Below are 15,900 nucleotides of genomic sequence, written 5' to 3'. Positions count from 1 at the left end.
AGGTACCTCCTGTCAGAAGGTACCTAATTAGGAAGCCTATTTATAAAAGGCGTTAATTCGATTTAATAATTCTTCTTGGTGGATTTCGTCTTGTTCTCCAGTCAGGCGTTCTTTAAATTCTACAACACCTTCTGAAGCACGCTTCCCTACTGTAATTCGTAGTGGAATTCCGACTAAATCACTATCAGTGAATTTCACACCAGCTCGTTCTTTACGGTCATCATAAAGAACTTCAACACCAGCTGCTACAAGTGTATGATAAATGGAATCTGCAAGCTCTTTTTGCTCTTCTTTCTTCACATTTAATGATAGCAAATGAACTTGATACGGGGCAATCTGTTTAGGCCAAGTAATTCCTGACTCATCATGATATTGTTCTACAATAGATGCGAGTGTTCGTGAAATACCGATGCCGTAACAGCCCATTACCATCGTTTTTGCTTTCCCGTTCTCATCTAGGAATTTAGCGCCCATCTTGTCTGCATAGAATTCACCTAGTTTAAATACATGTCCTACTTCAATTCCTTTAGCAAATACAATCGTGCCTTTGCCGTCTGGAGATGGGTCTCCTTCTTCAATAAAGCGAAGGTCTGCAAACTGACTCACTTCAAAGTCTACATGAGGCGTGACGTTGATGTAGTGATAGCCGTCTTCATTCGCTCCACAAGAAGCATTTACTAACGCTTGTACAGCGTTGTCCGCTACAATTTCAACATTCTCTGGAACATCAATTGGACCAAGCGAACCAAAGCCCGCATTCATCGCAGCACGTGTCTCTTCTTCTGTTGCCAAGTCAATGTAAGAAGCATCGTATAAGTTCTTAAGCTTCACATCGTTCACTTCATGATCGCCGCGTGTAAGGACAAGCACAAGCTTCTCATCAACTTTGAACATCAACGACTTGATGCCCTCTTCTACTGTATGACCAAGATAATCCGCGACTTGCTCCATCGTCTTCATATCTTTCGTTTCTACTTTTTGTTTCTCTTTCGGCTCTTCATTCTGTTTCTCATACGTCGCTACAACTGGAGCCATTTCAATGTTCGCCGCATAACTGCTCTCATCGGAATAAGCAATTGTATCTTCACCAACTTCTGAGAGAACCATAAATTCGTGTGTATCTTTACCACCCATGGCACCGGAATCCGCAATAACCGCACGGAAGTTTAATCCTAGACGGCTAAAGATATTCTGATAGGCAGTAAACATTCTATCGTAAGCAACATCTAAGCTTTCATAAGAATCGTGGAACGTGTACGCATCCTTCATTAGGAATTCACGTCCACGCAACAACCCGAAGCGAGGTCGCTTCTCATCACGGAATTTCGTTTGAATTTGATACACATTAAGGGGTAGGCGCTTGTACGTATTGACCGTGTCACGAATTAGCCCTGTAACGACTTCTTCATGAGTAGCACCCATTGCAAATTCTCGACCATGACGGTCATGGATTCGCATCAGTTCAGGTCCGAAATTATTCCAACGCCCTGTTTCTTTCCATAGTTCAGATGGTTGTAGAGCAGGCATAATCATTTCCATCGAACCTGCTTTCTCCATCTCCTCGCGTACAATCTGTTCTACTTTTCGAAGGACACGTTGTCCAACAGGAAGGTAAGAGTAGATGCCAGATGCGACTTGACGGATGAAACCTGCACGTACTAGTAACTGATGACTCTTAATATCTGCATCTGCAGGATTTTCACGTAATGTTGGTAACAGCATTTCACTCTGTTTCATCCATAAGCACCTCAATTTTCTCTATAAAAATTTCAATTAAAATAATCGTTGAATATCATTCCACGTCACCATAATCATAAGTAAAAATAGCAACGCGAAGCCAATAAAATGCACGACGCCCTCTTTCTGAGGATCAATCGGCTTCCCTCTTACAGCTTCAATTCCCACGAACAACAATCGTCCTCCGTCTAAAGCCGGGAGCGGTAGGAGGTTCATGATGCCTAAGTTGATGCTTACAAAAGCAACGAATGGCAAATAATTCGACCAGCTGTTTTGAATGACTTGGTCAGTTGCATTGTATATGCCCACTGGACCAGATAATTGGTCGATTGAGAATTGACCCGTAATTAGTTTCCCAACACTTGTTAGGATCAGCGTTCCGTATTCATATGTTTGTGTCAAACTATATTTAAATGTACCACCAATGGTCACTTCTGTTGCTTGCATAACACCAATCTGTCCAATCGTTTGGCCTTGTTGGGTTACTTCAGCAGGAGTTACTGCAGAGTCAATGGTACTTCCATCACGCTTGATTCTTAATCCCAATTCTTCATTTGGATTCGCACGAATTACTTCAGTGAATTCGCCCCATGTATCAACGGGCTCCTCCCCTACTTGGATAATTTCGTCCCCTTCTTGAAGTCCTGCGGATGCAGCTGGAGAACCTTCATTGACTGATCCAAGCTTGGCTTCATCTACAGGAATTCCTTGAGTGAAACCAATGATGATGAAGATGACAATAGCGAGCAAGAAGTTCATCATAGGACCTGCAAATAATTGCATCGCTCGTTGCGGGACCGATTTAGAACCGAACTGGCGGTCGAAAGGCGCTATTTGCGTTTCTGTACCATCCATCACGAAATCCGCTTTCGGGTCTACCGAGAATGTCAATCGCTCCTCTTCACCTGGCTCAAAGCCGCGAATAACGAGTTCATGGTCTAAATCGGCACGCTCTACTTCAATGACACGTGCATTCGGATGCTTCGTCTTATTGTTCATGACAATCTTGGCAACTTTGCCGTCCTCATTAAACTCTAAGCCGACATGATGTCCAGGCTTAATTTCAACAATTTCCGGGTCATCTCCTGCCACACGCACGTAACCTCCTAATGGAAGCAAACGTACTGTATAGAGCGTCTCGTTCTTACGATAATTAAAGATTTTAGGTCCAAATCCAATTGCAAATTCACGCGCAAGCATGCCTGCTCGCTTCGCGAAAATCAGGTGACCAAGCTCGTGTATAAATACGAGCAAACTAAACATAAAGACAAATGCAAGGATGGTACCCATTTCCATTGTCAACACCTACCCTTTTATTTTACGTACTGCTGCACCCGTACCCGAGTCTCGTAATCAATCTGTTGAATCTCTTCTAAGCTAGGCGTCTCTATTAACGTATGTTCCTCCAACGCCCGCTCAATGTAGTGTTCGATTGTTAGAAAAGGGATGTGACCGTGTAAGAACAGGTCAACGGCTTGTTCATTTGCAGCATTCAAGACAGTGGTCATCGTACCACCGACACGGCCAGCCTCATAAGCCATCTTTAAAGCTGGGAATCGCTCAAAGCTCATTTCACTAAAATGTAGCTTCCCAATTTCCACTAAGTCTAGTGATTTCGTATTCGCTAATTCAAGCCGATTAGGGTACGTTAAGGCATATTGAATTGGTACTTTCATGTCGGGCGTTCCAAGCTGAGCAATTACACTCTTATCAGTATATTCAACTAAAGAGTGAATCACACTTTCTTTATGCATGATTACATCTATCTTCTCATAGGGCATATCAAAAAGCCAATGGGCTTCAATGACTTCAAGCCCCTTGTTCATCATCGTAGCAGAATCGATTGTAATCTTAGATCCCATACTCCAGTTTGGATGATTGAGAGCATCTTCAACGGTCACATTCTTCAAATCATCACGGCTATAGTCTCGAAAGCTTCCACCAGATGCAGTTAAGATAAGACGCGTCGCATCTTCCTTACGTTCGCCATTTAGGCTTTGGAAGATTGCGGAGTGCTCACTGTCTACAGGAAGCAAATCTACGCCATATTTCTTCGCTTCAGCCATGACCAAATGGCCAGCTGTAACGAGCGTTTCTTTATTGGCAATCGCAATCTGTTTCTTTGCACGAATAGCAGCGAGCGTTGCAGAAAGACCTACACTACCCATGACTGCATTTAAGACAACGTCTACTTCTTCTTGAACAGAAGCCTCCACCATGCCTTCTGTCCCGATGAGTACTTTCGCATCCCCTACTCCGTGCTGAATTTTACGCTTCGTGTCGAAATCTTGTACCACAATTAATTGGGGTTTAAATTCTTGTATGAGCGGCAAAGCCTTTTCTACGTTTTTGCCAAACGCCATCGCATACAGCGAAAACTGATCACGATGTTCTCTTATGACGTCTAGCGTCTGTATGCCGATTGACCCAGTAGCGCCCAATAAAGCGATTTGTTTCACTTACGCAACTCCCCTAACGTCTCTTAGATAAAATGTATGAAATGTAGAATAGGCAGCACAAAAATCAGACTGTCGAAACGGTCTAATACGCCCCCATGACCTGGCAACAGCTTGCCAGAATCTTTAACTGAATAGTGTCGTTTATATGCTGACTCTACTAAGTCACCAATTTGACCAAATACAGATATAATAATAGCTACGATTATAATGAAGACCATAGACGCATCAAATGGAATAATCATTTGAAACACAATACCCACCGCAATAGCCATGAGAACGCCGCCTAGTGAGCCTTCAATGGTTTTCTTTGGACTAATCTTCGGCCAAAGCTTCCGCTTACCGAATGCACGTCCAAATAGATACGCTCCTGTATCGGTTGCCCAAATGAGGAATAGAGTAAAGAAGACAAAGCTTCTTCCATTATCCGCATCTCTAGTTAAGATAAGATAATAAAAGCCCATCCCTACATAAATGGCAGATAAGATAAGAAAACCTACCTCATCAAAAGTAAATTTATTTTTCACAAGTACGGTATATGCCAACAAGATAAAGACAGCCAATAGTATGGCTTCCGATTTAGACATCTCAATAAAGTCAAAGATGACTAAAGGCTGTGTTGGGACTAGTAGTGCCCACAATAATAAAATTGTCACGATGCCTGGGAATGAAGCAGGGTGAATCTTGCGCATACGCAACAACTCGATTAGCCCAATCGTTGCAATCCCGTAGACGAGGATTTCAAAAGGCAACTCCCCGAAGAAAATAATCGGGATGAGCAATAAACCAAATATTATAGCTGTTACAACTCGTTGTTTCATGTTTCTGTCAACACCTTATACCCCTCCGTATCGACGTTTCCTTTGTTGGTAGTCGTAGAGGGCTTTTTCGAATAGTTCCTCACTGAAATCTGGCCACAGCACGTCTGTAAACCAAAACTCAGAGTAGGCCAATTGCCATAACATATAATTGCTTAAACGTATTTCACCGCTCGTCCGAATGAGTAAATCCGGATCAGGCAAGTTACTCGTATATAAATGAGACCCAATCAGGTCTTCATCAATTTGCTCCGGTGAAATGGTACCTTGTTTAACTTCAGCTGCAATAGCTTGCATAGCATCCACCATTTCTCCACGGCTTCCATAGTTTAAAGCAAAGTTAAGAATGAGGCCTGTGTTTTGTTTCGTCTGCTCAATAGCTGAGCGCACAGAACGTTGTGTGTGCTCAGGTAAGGAGGAAACATTCCCAATGGTTTGCACACGTACATTATTCTCAATAAGTTCAGGTAAATATGTACCTAAAAATTCGACAGGCAGTTTCATGATGAATTCAACCTCTGGCTTCGGTCGCTTCCAGTTCTCTGTTGAGAAGGCATAGAGGGTAAGGGCTTCGATGTTTAACTGGGAGGCATGGTTGACAACTTTCTTTACTACATTCATTCCCTCTTTATGACCTGCAATACGAGGGAGGCCTCTTTTCTTCGCCCAACGACCGTTTCCATCCATAATCACGGCTACATGCTTCGGTAGATTGGTTGGATCTAAATCATAGCTTACCTGTTCATTCGTTGTCTTCTTTGTAAAAGGAAGTTTAAAGGACATACATATTCCTCCGTTAATCACTGGGGGATTTCAAATTTCGTTCCAAGTTGTGTAGAAGACTCTCCCTGTCGAAACAAAAAGACTCTTCTTCATCCTGACAGAAGCCAAAATGTTAAAAAACCCCCTTATGAAAAGAGGGTCATCTTTATTCATTGTACAGGCAAATGAATTAAACTTCCATGATTTCTTGCTCTTTGTTCTTCGCAAGCTCATCGATGTCAGCGATATGCTTATCGGTTGCTTTTTGAACGTCATCTTGAAGGTTACGTAGATCGTCTTCAGTGATGTCGCCATCTTTCTCTTGCTTCTTAAGAGCGTCATTTGTATCACGACGAATGTTACGGATTTGGACCTTTGCTTCTTCTGCATATTTCTTAGTCAATTTCACAAGGTCTTTACGGCGCTCTTCGTTTAGTGCTGGAATGTTGATGCGAACTACTGTACCATCACTTGAAGGTGAAAGGCCTAGATCAGCTTTTTGGATTGCCTTTTCAATTTCGTTGATTGCGGATTTATCAAATGGTGTAATGACAAGAAGGCGCGCTTCAGGTGTTGAAATACTTGCCAATTGATTTAAAGGCGTTGCCATACCGTAATAGTCCACTTTAACTGGGTCAAGAATGGCTGGGTTGGCACGACCTGCTCGTACTGTAGCAAGCGTACGAGAGAATGATTGCACGGATTGTTTCATATCTTCTGTCATTTGTTGTGTTAAATCTGACATATTATTTTCCCCTCACTATCGTTCCAATATTTTCGCCTAGAACGGCTTTTTTGATATTTCCTTCTTCCGTAATCGAGAATACTAGAAGTGGGATATCGTTGTCCATACATAATGTTGATGCAGTGGAATCCATAACTCCAAGACCTTCATTTAATAAGTCAAGGTAGGACAGCTCTTCATATTTAACAGCGTCTTTATTCTGCTTCGGATCGTCGTTGTATACACCATCAACATTGTTTTTAGCCATTAAAATAACGTCTGCTTCAATTTCAGCTGCGCGCAATGCAGCAGTTGTATCCGTAGAGAAGTACGGATTCCCTGTACCAGCAGCAAAAATAACCACACGTTTCTTTTCTAAATGACGTATTGCTTTGCGGCGAATGTACGGCTCTGCAACTTGACGCATTTCAATGGAAGTTTGCACGCGCGTTGGAATCCCGATATTCTCAAGGCTGTCTTGCATGGCTAAGGAGTTCATAACCGTTGCAAGCATCCCCATGTAATCAGCAGTCGCACGGTCCATGCCTACTTCACTACCTACTTTACCACGCCAATAGTTTCCACCGCCTACTACGACGGCAACTTCGACACCAAGTTCTGATATTTCCTTTACTTGTCTAGCCACTGTTTGAACAATTGGCGGCTCTAGACCGAATCCTTGGGAACCACTCAAGGCTTCTCCACTTATTTTAAGCAAAACACGACGGTAGCGAGTTGTTGTCATAGTAACCTCCAAAAAATCGTAGTCATTATATGTAGACTTTTGAAAATAGGGAACACAGTGTGTCCCCTATCTCTTCAGTCCAATTTATTTGTTCACTTGGTTCATTACTTCTTCAGCAAAGTTTTCTTCACGTTTCTCCATGCCTTCGCCTACTTCGTAACGAATGAATGACTTAATGGAAGCACCGTTGTCGCCAACGTACTTCTTAACTTTTTGGTCTGGGTCTTTAACAAATGCTTGCTCTGTAAGAACAATGCCTTCGAAGAATTTGTTCAGACGACCTTCAACCATTTTCTCAACGATGTTCTCAGGCTTACCTTCTGCAAGTGCTTCTTTCTTAAGAACTTCGCGCTCTTGGTTTACTTCTTCTTCAGGAACCTCATCACGGTTTACGTAGCGTGGGCTAACAGCGGCAGCGTGCATTGCGATATCTTTCGCAACAGCTTCTTCTGTAGTTCCTTCAAGAAGAGAAAGTACGCCAATGCGGCCACCCATGTGTAGGTAAGCACCGAATGCATCGTTGTCAGTCTTCTCAACGATTTCGAAACGACGTAGAGAAAGTTTCTCACCAATTTTAGCAATTGCTGCTGTGATGTAGTCGTTTAACGTTTGACCTTCACCGTGTAGAGGCTGCTCAAGCGCTTCTTCTACAGTAGCAGGAGTTTGTTTCACAAGGTGTTGACCTAATTCGTTTAGAAGGTTTTTGAACTCTTCGTTCTTCGCAACAAAGTCTGTTTCAGAGTTCACTTCAAGAATAACTGCTTTGTTACCTTCTGTTGCAATATGAGTTAAACCTTCAGCAGCAATACGGTCTGCTTTCTTCTGAGCTTTAGAGATTCCTTTCTCACGAAGCCAGTCGATCGCTTTGTCCATGTCACCATCAGTTTCGGTTAGCGCCTTTTTACAATCCATCATACCTGCGCCAGTTTTTTCACGTAGTTCTTTTACCATCTTAGCTGTTACAGCCATAAGTAAATGCCTCCTTTAGTATATGTGCCTCGTATTGTAAAAAAAGGTGATAAAAGGCTTTACCTCTTATCACCTTTCATACATTCTTACTCTTCTACTGATTCAGCTTCCGCTGCTTCTTCAGCTACATCTTCAGTAGCTTCGCCTTGTTTCGCTTCAAGTACAGCGTCTGCCATTTTAGCAGTTAGAAGCTTGACAGCGCGAATAGCGTCGTCGTTTGCTGGGATTACATAGTCGATTTCATCTGGGTCGCAGTTCGTATCAACGATACCTACGATTGGAATGTTCAACTTCTTAGCTTCCGCAACAGCGATACGCTCTTTACGAGGGTCAATGATGAACATAACATCAGGGATGCTGTTCATTTCTTTAATACCGCCTAGGAACTTCTCAAGACGATCTTGTTCTTTACGGATTTCAACGACCTCTTTTTTAGGAAGCACGTCAAACGTACCGTCTTCTTCCATACGCTCGATGTCTTTTAGACGGTTGATACGTTTACGGATTGTGTCAAAGTTAGTAAGCGTACCACCCAACCAACGTTGGTTGATGTAGTATTGGCCTGCACGAGTAGCCTCTTCTTTAACAGACTCTTGTGCTTGTTTTTTCGTACCTACGAATAGGATGTTACCACCGTTAGCAGCAACCTCTTTAACGTAGTTGAACGCTTCGTCTACTTTCTTAACCGTTTTTTGTAGGTCAATGATGTAGATTCCGTTACGCTCTGTGAAGATATATTTCTTCATTTTTGGGTTCCAGCGACGAGTTTGGTGACCGAAATGTACACCAGCCTCAAGAAGCTGTTTCATAGAAATTACAGACATGATTTGTTTCCTCCTAATGGTTGATTTTCCTCCGCTTATGTCATCTTCGAGCAGCAACTCAACCAGAGCACCATCTGCACGAATCGACAAGCGTGTGTATTAACACCAGAAGTTACTATACCATACGGTTATATCATTCGCAAGGTGTATTGCTATTTTCGTTGTTGAAATTTCAAGATTAACTCTACTTCTACTTTTCCTTTGTTCAATGTTCTTGCGATTTCTTCCACTGAATACCCTTCAGAAGCAAGCGCCAATACTTGTGAATCTTGTGAAGGGATGTATGTATCCACATCTTCTGCTGGTTGCGGAATTGGCGGAGAATATGCTTCTACAACCTCTTTGTTAGAGTCATTCACTTGAAGGTCTACTCCCTTATTTGATGAAGAAGTATCTCCACTGGCGTTATCATTGTAGCCATTTCCACTCAACATATTCAATAGACGTTCATTTTCCTCTTTCAAATCTAGTAGATAGGCACTCATCGTTTCTTCTACTTGTCTAGCCACTTGCTCTTGTCGAAGTTCAAGCTCTTTCGTTTTCGATACACGTAACGATAGCACAACTAACGACAAGAGCGTAATGGCGTGCACGATAATGCTAACGACGACAAAAAATCCGATCATCGTATGTCTCCTTCTTTACCAGTCGGTTAATCAATATGAATTTCTCCGTCTTCCATCCTGACGGTCGCGTGTGAGATGGAATGGGTTGTAGTCCGCTTGTATTTCCCGAAAGCAATGGTGACTTGGCCATGTAGAACTCCGGATGTCTCAAGCATGGATTGTGCCATGTCCCCAAACGCTTGTTGCAACTCTTCCCATTCTTCGGTTACCTTTTCAAGCAGCTGCTCGCTATTATGTAGAGAACTTTTCTGCCGAAGCTTTGTAATCCGGTCTTTACCGATCAATGCACCTGTTTGTTTTTCTTTTAACTGTAGCGCATCGCCTAACTTTCGTAGTTTAACAATCATGTCTTCAAGCTCTGCCTTTTTCGAAGACAAATAGAGTTCACGCTCTACTACTTTCTTATTTGTTCCAAAGAAAATTTCGGTGTGGGTGTTCATTTTGTTCCCCACATCTTTCGACTCGACTTTCTTTCCAGCTGAAACCGAACCCCCGAAAATGTTGCCGTATGTGCAATGGACATTTTCACTTGCTATACATTCACTATGTATAATCGCTTTCTCAACGAAGATATTGTGATCTGCCTCTACATATCCTTGATTAATGTACCCTGAGTGTACATCACCCTTCGCATATACGCCGCCTTTACCAGTAGCGGCAACCCCTTCAGAGATATAAATCGACCCTTCTGCAATCAGGGTTGCGCCTTCTACAAGTCCATTGACATGAATGTCCCCACCGGCTTTAATCGTATAGCCAGTTGGCACATTACCTTTAATCACGATGGTACCAACAAAGTCCAAATTACCGACTTTCATACTGATGTCCTCATCCACTTGATAAACGTTATGTACTTGCACAAGACGGGGTCCCACACTAACTTGTCCGTCTTCTGTGGCATACATCGAGTGGTTCACATCATCCAACCGAACATTTTTCCCAGGCTGTAGTTTAACTAGTTTCCCTGGAACAGCAGGTATGACAACATTGTGCACATTCACACCAGGTTCTCCATCAGTAGGAGGTTTGATTGTTAAGATTTTGTCGCCTTTATTTAAAGAGGGGATCCGCATTACCTCACGGAAATCCATCGGTTCCCCCTCTTCATATGAAATCGGCTCATCAGACTGGATATGGTACGTTACAGAACCATGTTCACCATGCATGGGCTCTTGGCCTTTCGCAAGGTCCAACGGGAAATCCTCTTCTGATAGAGTTCCATTCCTTAATCGCTCAAGAGATTCTTCAATCATTCCATATACGATATGGTTCGCTTCAAGAAATTCTGTAACCTCTTCTTGTGACCATTTCCACTGTAGTTCAGTCGTCAGTGGCTTTCGCATAGAAAGGGAAGCGTAAATTCTTGAAGAATCTACCTCTATCTTAAAATACTGATGTAAATCCCCCTTTTCGACTGCTTGTTCTTCCATAGTTCAATCCCCCTCTCACCTGAATCCTATCCAGAGAGCGTTGATAAGATGTTTCGCAACTTAAACAAAGCTCTGGAATGAATTTGTGAAATTCTAGACGTTGTTAGCCCTAAGATGTGCCCTATTTCCGTTAACGTCAGTTCTTCATTATAGAACAAACTAATAACCAATTGTTCTTTTTCGTTCAATTGCTTGATGCCAGCTTCCAACTCTTCGTAGTTTTCTTGTTGTTCAAGCTGACTCAGAGGAGTAGGGATATATGAATCCGGAATGGAATAGCCAATCCCCTCTTTATGATCTTCGGATTGGTCTTTAGCTTTTTCTTCTATGGAAAGAACATTTGCGAATAAAGAATCTTTAATGGCCGTTTCCACTTCATGAGGCTCCATACCTAATTCATGAGCAATCTCTTCAGAGGTCGGTGCTCTTCGTAAAGTCTGCTCAAGCTGTTCAGCAGTTTGTTCCACCTTTTTCGATTTGTCTCGTACAGAGCGAGGTAGCCAGTCTTCTTTACGGAGACCATCCATGATGGCTCCACGAATGCGAAACGATGCATACGTATCAAATTTCAAATCCCGATTTAAATCAAACTTCTTTAATGCATCATATAGTCCAACAAGCCCTAAGCTTTTAATATCTTCTTTGCTTACATTCTGGGGCAGATGTACAGAGATCCTCTGCATATGATAGTGGACAAGATACATATATTTTTGTACGAGTTCGTTAGCTGCATCAAAATCTTCCTGATCTAGCCACCTTTTCCAAAGTTGAAGTTCTGCTGCATGTGAATGTTCTGACATCGGTACCCTCCTTTATAGTATGTATGAACTAGTTATCGTCTTCTCTTAACAATTGTTTCACCATTTCAGATGTTTCCTCAATGGACACATTCTGCATGGGGTCATCCTTTACATCCGTCGTTTTGTTCGTCTCATGTGCTTCGTCTACATTCTTTAAAGATGGTGGTCCTTCGATAATGGCTTGTTTGACTAACCATCGAAATCCGAAGACAACAATGTAGACCAATGTAAAAATGATGCCCGTTCGAATGAACGTGGTGGGCATCGTATTAGACTGAATCGCCAAACCAAATGCCAGCAACCCTAACCCAGTCGCACTCCACAGGTTCCATTTCATTGACCCAGCCATCATATAGTGATCACCCCTTTGTTGACAGTTCGAATCATCAAGGATGCATCCTCAGGGTCAAATTCAATTGTTCTTCCACTATTTCCACCCGTATCTTCTGCTACGATTGGAATTTTCAACTGCGAAAGCTTCTCTTTCACAGCTTCGATGTTTCGTTCACCAATCCTCATCACGTCACTACTTGATGCGTAGGCAAACATCTGCGCCCCACCAGCAATCTTGGCTTTAAGTCTGTACGTTGCCGCTTTCTTCTCTAGAAGTTTATGAAACAAATCGTCAATGGCTGTATCTGCATACTTTGCTCGATTACAAGGCTTAGCACGGTTCGCTTTTGAATCTGGCAGCATGATGTGCGCCATGCCGCCGAGCTTTAATCGTTCATCAAAGAGAATAATCCCGACACATGAGCCAAGACCAGACGTTCGGATTGTATTAGGCGATTCCACAAATTGGAGGTCAGCAATCCCGACTTTTATCACATTTTTATACGATTGTTTCATACTTGTATACCTAACGACCGGAATAAAGACTCATATGAACCAGGGTCCGGCATCACAAAAAAGTGTCCATCAACCGGGAGCTCATCACTAGCTTCATAGACTACTGTGTCAATAACAATCGCATAATCAGATTCTTCCGAGAGTTCTACAAGACCCGCGGTAAGAATGGCTCCAATCATGTCTACTGTCACGCCTGGTACGGAAGGATGAATGTGTAGTCCAGTGAAATCTCCTAAAGCAGACAAGTATGAACCAGCTACAATATTCCCCACTTCCTGGAATGCAGATACAGCAATGGAATCTGGAGTGGACTGGGTTAAATCAGCGGAGCTACTCGTTAACCGTTGGATTAAATCATTCGCTTTATGAACCGGCAGTAAAAAGAAGAGGGCTCCCTTTAAATCTTCATCAATACGAAGGAAACAAGCAGCCATTGGTGTGTCTGCACCACCTAATGATTCCATCATTTCATTTATTTCCATAAACTTAACAGAAGGGACTTCGATATGTATTTGTTTATTTACGAATTTAGAGAGGGACGTGGCTGCATGCCCCGCCCCAATATTCCCTATTTCTTTCAACACATCTATATGGTGTGCTTTTAAATGCTTAATTGACATAGGCGTTACCCCTCTACAGACTGTAACTGCTTCACTTCAGCATTAGAAAATACTTTATCAAGGTTTAAGAGAATCAGTAATCGCTTTTCAAGCTTCGCAACACCTTTGATATAATCTGCTTCCACAGAACCAACAACTTCTGGAGCAGGCTCAATTGCTTCTTGTGGGATATCAATTACGTCATTCGCTGCATCCACAACAAGTCCAACGTGCATCTGATCCATTTGAACAATAATCATTCTCGTGTTTTCTTGGTGTTCAAGTTCTTCTAGACCAAAGCGCGTGCGAAGGTCAACAACTGGCGTAACAATCCCTCTAAGATTAATAACTCCTTTAACGAAGTCCGGTGAATTCGGGACTCTTGTAATGTGTTGAACCCGTTCAATCGAACCAACTTGATTGACTGGTACTCCATATTCTTCATTCTTCAACTGAAATACAATGACTTTTGTTTCTTCCATTTGACTTTGTGTCATTCGGATTGCCCCCTCTATTTAATTAGCGCATTTGTATCAATAATTAGTGCAACTTGCCCATCGCCAAGAATAGTCGCGCCAGAAATGGCGAATACACTGTGTACATTAGTTAAGTAAGTCCCAAGCGTCTTTAGCACCACTTCTTGTTGACCAATAAAGGAATCTACTACAATCGCCGCCATCTTATCTCCTTTACGTACGACGACAACGGAATAGTGATTCTCATGCTTACGCTCACTCTCTGGAGTTCCTAGTACATCTTCTAGGAAGACGAGTGGAACAACCTTCCCACGAAAGTCGATGACTTTCTTGTTATGCGCATACATAATATCTTCCTTCTGGATGATGGCCGTCTCAATAATTGAGGACAATGGAACTGCGTACTTTTCTTGCCCAATTTCAATGAGCATGACAGAGATGATCGATAGGGTGAGTGGCAGTTGAATAGAGAACGTAGAGCCTTCCCCGTAAGTGGAATCAATCGTAATCGAGCCACCCAACGACTCAATCGTGTTCTTCACAACATCAAGACCAACACCTCTACCACTAATATCTGAGATCTTATCAGCTGTTGAGAACCCACTCGCCATAATGAGTTCATAGATTTGGCGGTCTGTAAGCGTTGAGGCTTGCTCAGGCGTAACTACACCATTTGACAGTGCTTTATCTAGCACTTTATCCCGATTAATACCAGCCCCATCGTCGCTAATCTCGATAAACACGTGGTTCCCACTATGATAGGCTCTCAATTCAATCGTACCCATCGATTCTTTCCCACTAGCCTTTCGGACATCAGGTGTCTCCAAGCCATGGTCAAGGGCGTTTCGAATAAGGTGGACGAGGGGGTCGCCGATTTCATCAATTACCGTTCGGTCCAATTCAGTTTCTGCCCCGTGTACGGAGAGATTCACTTCTTTGCCAAGGTCACGAGCCAGTTGTCGTACCATACGAGGGAATCGGTTAAATACTTGCTCTACAGGGACCATACGCATATTCAATATAATGTTTTGCAAATCTCCTGAAATTCGAGACATTCGTTCAACAGTTTCTTGGAGTTCCGGCTGGTTTAGTTCTGAGGAAATTTGTTCGAGTCGCCCTCTATCGATTACAAGTTCCTCAAACAAATTCATTAGGACATCCAAACGCTCAATATTCACGCGGATTGTCTTATTTTGTGTCTGTTTTTGAGAGTTCTGTGTTTCTTCTGCTTTTGGAGCCTGCTTCGGTGCTTCAGGAGCTGTTTGCTGAGGCTTAGCTACTTCTAGAACCTCTTCTTCTACTGCAGCTGCAACCGTCTCTTCTTCAAATTTGAATGGTTCTATAACAACGGATTGAACTTCTGAGACTTTAAGAATACGCTCTTTCAAATCTTCTAAAGCCGCTTCTGTAATCACAAGAACAGAGAACTCCAGATCGAAATCTTCTGCTTCCAACACGTCCACTGTAGGGGTGGATTTAACGACTTCTCCCACTTGTTCGAGTTGCTCAAATACCATGTACACCCTCGCGCCTTTTAACAGGCAGTTCTCATCGAGGGTGATAGTGATTTCGTATGTGTTGTATCCCTTATCCATAGACTCTTTGAGCACCGTTTGCTCGAACTGGTCAACCTGTACTCCAGCAGTTGGAACAGGCCCACCGGCGCTTTCTGGCTCAGAAGAAGCAGGCTGTTCTTCTGGTGATTCACCATTTTCAATCTGTCTTAGTTTCTCTACAATTCGTTGGACATCTTTCTTTCCTTCACCGCCGCTCGCAATATCCGTTACCATCCACTCTAGGTCATCCATGGAATCAAAGACGACATCCAGCATATCTGTATGAACGCTCATTTGCTCATTCCGGACTGCGTCTAACACATTTTCAAGTTTATGAGTAAGGTCTGCTAGGTCCTGGTACCCCATCGTCGCCGCCATGCCTTTAAGCGTGTGGGCTGATCTAAAGATTTCACTTACGATCGTTAAGTCGGTTGGATCTTTCTCAAGTTTAAGTAGTGCATCGTTTACGGTTTGTAAATGTTCTTTACTTTCTTCGATAAATACTTCTAAGTATTGATTCATTTCCATA

17 protein-coding genes are annotated in these 15,900 nt (G+C 42.7%); all 17 read right to left on the bottom strand.

Annotation, left to right across the window (positions count from 1 at the left end; all coding sequences use genetic code 11):
* Positions 1–36: 36 nt before the first annotated feature.
* Positions 37–1,737: a proline--tRNA ligase gene (locus H513_RS0105355; RefSeq protein ID WP_026799811.1), complete on the bottom strand. Its 1,701-nt coding sequence runs from the start codon at positions 1,735–1,737 to the stop codon at positions 37–39.
* A gap of 36 nt (positions 1,738–1,773) precedes the next feature.
* Positions 1,774–3,027 (bottom strand): RIP metalloprotease RseP, encoded by a 1,254-nt coding sequence (gene rseP, locus H513_RS0105350; protein ID WP_026799810.1) that lies wholly within the window; start codon positions 3,025–3,027, stop codon positions 1,774–1,776.
* Positions 3,028–3,050: 23 nt separating this feature from the next.
* The gene (gene dxr / locus H513_RS0105345) at positions 3,051–4,196 is read right to left on the bottom strand and encodes a 1-deoxy-D-xylulose-5-phosphate reductoisomerase (RefSeq protein ID WP_026799809.1); all 1,146 of its coding nucleotides are present in this window, start codon (positions 4,194–4,196) and stop codon (positions 3,051–3,053) included.
* Positions 4,197–4,219: 23 nt separating this feature from the next.
* Entirely contained in the window at positions 4,220–5,014 is a 795-nt protein-coding gene (locus H513_RS0105340; protein WP_026799808.1) for a phosphatidate cytidylyltransferase, read from the bottom strand.
* A gap of 15 nt (positions 5,015–5,029) precedes the next feature.
* Positions 5,030–5,794 (bottom strand): isoprenyl transferase, encoded by a 765-nt coding sequence (locus H513_RS0105335; protein WP_026799807.1) that lies wholly within the window; start codon positions 5,792–5,794, stop codon positions 5,030–5,032.
* A 169-nt stretch (positions 5,795–5,963) separates the two neighbouring features.
* Entirely contained in the window at positions 5,964–6,518 is a 555-nt protein-coding gene (gene frr, locus H513_RS0105330; protein WP_026799806.1) for a ribosome recycling factor, read from the bottom strand.
* A gap of 1 nt (position 6,519) precedes the next feature.
* Positions 6,520–7,242: a UMP kinase gene (pyrH, locus tag H513_RS0105325; protein ID WP_026799805.1), complete on the bottom strand. Its 723-nt coding sequence runs from the start codon at positions 7,240–7,242 to the stop codon at positions 6,520–6,522.
* Between the two features lie 84 nt (positions 7,243–7,326).
* Positions 7,327–8,211 carry a translation elongation factor Ts gene (gene tsf / locus H513_RS0105320; RefSeq protein ID WP_026799804.1) on the bottom strand — a complete coding sequence of 295 codons (885 nt, stop codon included), beginning with the start codon at positions 8,209–8,211 and terminating at the stop codon, positions 7,327–7,329.
* Positions 8,212–8,297: 86 nt separating this feature from the next.
* Positions 8,298–9,035, bottom strand: coding sequence for a 30S ribosomal protein S2 (gene rpsB / locus H513_RS0105315; RefSeq protein ID WP_026799803.1), 738 nt, complete (start codon positions 9,033–9,035; stop codon positions 8,298–8,300).
* Between the two features lie 152 nt (positions 9,036–9,187).
* The gene (locus H513_RS0105310; RefSeq protein WP_026799802.1) at positions 9,188–9,661 is read right to left on the bottom strand and encodes a DUF6115 domain-containing protein; all 474 of its coding nucleotides are present in this window, start codon (positions 9,659–9,661) and stop codon (positions 9,188–9,190) included.
* Between the two features lie 26 nt (positions 9,662–9,687).
* Positions 9,688–11,091, bottom strand: coding sequence for a DUF342 domain-containing protein (locus tag H513_RS0105305; RefSeq protein WP_036769286.1), 1,404 nt, complete (start codon positions 11,089–11,091; stop codon positions 9,688–9,690).
* Positions 11,092–11,117: 26 nt separating this feature from the next.
* The gene (locus H513_RS0105300; protein WP_026799800.1) at positions 11,118–11,891 is read right to left on the bottom strand and encodes a FliA/WhiG family RNA polymerase sigma factor; all 774 of its coding nucleotides are present in this window, start codon (positions 11,889–11,891) and stop codon (positions 11,118–11,120) included.
* 28 nt (positions 11,892–11,919) lie between these two features.
* Positions 11,920–12,240 (bottom strand): hypothetical protein, encoded by a 321-nt coding sequence (locus tag H513_RS0105295; protein WP_211226509.1) that lies wholly within the window; start codon positions 12,238–12,240, stop codon positions 11,920–11,922.
* Positions 12,240–12,740 carry a chemotaxis protein CheD gene (locus H513_RS0105290; protein ID WP_026799798.1) on the bottom strand — a complete coding sequence of 167 codons (501 nt, stop codon included), beginning with the start codon at positions 12,738–12,740 and terminating at the stop codon, positions 12,240–12,242. The genes H513_RS0105295 and H513_RS0105290 overlap by 1 nt, the downstream gene beginning before the upstream one ends.
* Positions 12,737–13,360: a chemotaxis protein CheC gene (locus H513_RS0105285; protein ID WP_026799797.1), complete on the bottom strand. Its 624-nt coding sequence runs from the start codon at positions 13,358–13,360 to the stop codon at positions 12,737–12,739. Before H513_RS0105285 ends, H513_RS0105290 begins: the two co-directional genes overlap by 4 nt.
* A gap of 5 nt (positions 13,361–13,365) precedes the next feature.
* Complete coding sequence (locus H513_RS0105280) at positions 13,366–13,836, bottom strand: chemotaxis protein CheW (protein WP_026799796.1); 471 nt, start codon at positions 13,834–13,836, stop codon at positions 13,366–13,368.
* A 14-nt stretch (positions 13,837–13,850) separates the two neighbouring features.
* The gene (locus H513_RS0105275) at positions 13,851–15,899 is read right to left on the bottom strand and encodes a chemotaxis protein CheA (RefSeq protein ID WP_026799795.1); all 2,049 of its coding nucleotides are present in this window, start codon (positions 15,897–15,899) and stop codon (positions 13,851–13,853) included.
* Position 15,900: the final 1 nt, after the last annotated feature.

The organism is Pontibacillus halophilus JSM 076056 = DSM 19796, assembly GCF_000425205.1.
Taxonomy (GTDB): Bacteria; Bacillota; Bacilli; order Bacillales; family BH030062; genus Pontibacillus_A; species Pontibacillus_A halophilus.
The sequence above is the reverse complement of the archived record's forward strand: the minus strand, read 5'-3'. Positions and strand labels throughout refer to the sequence as shown.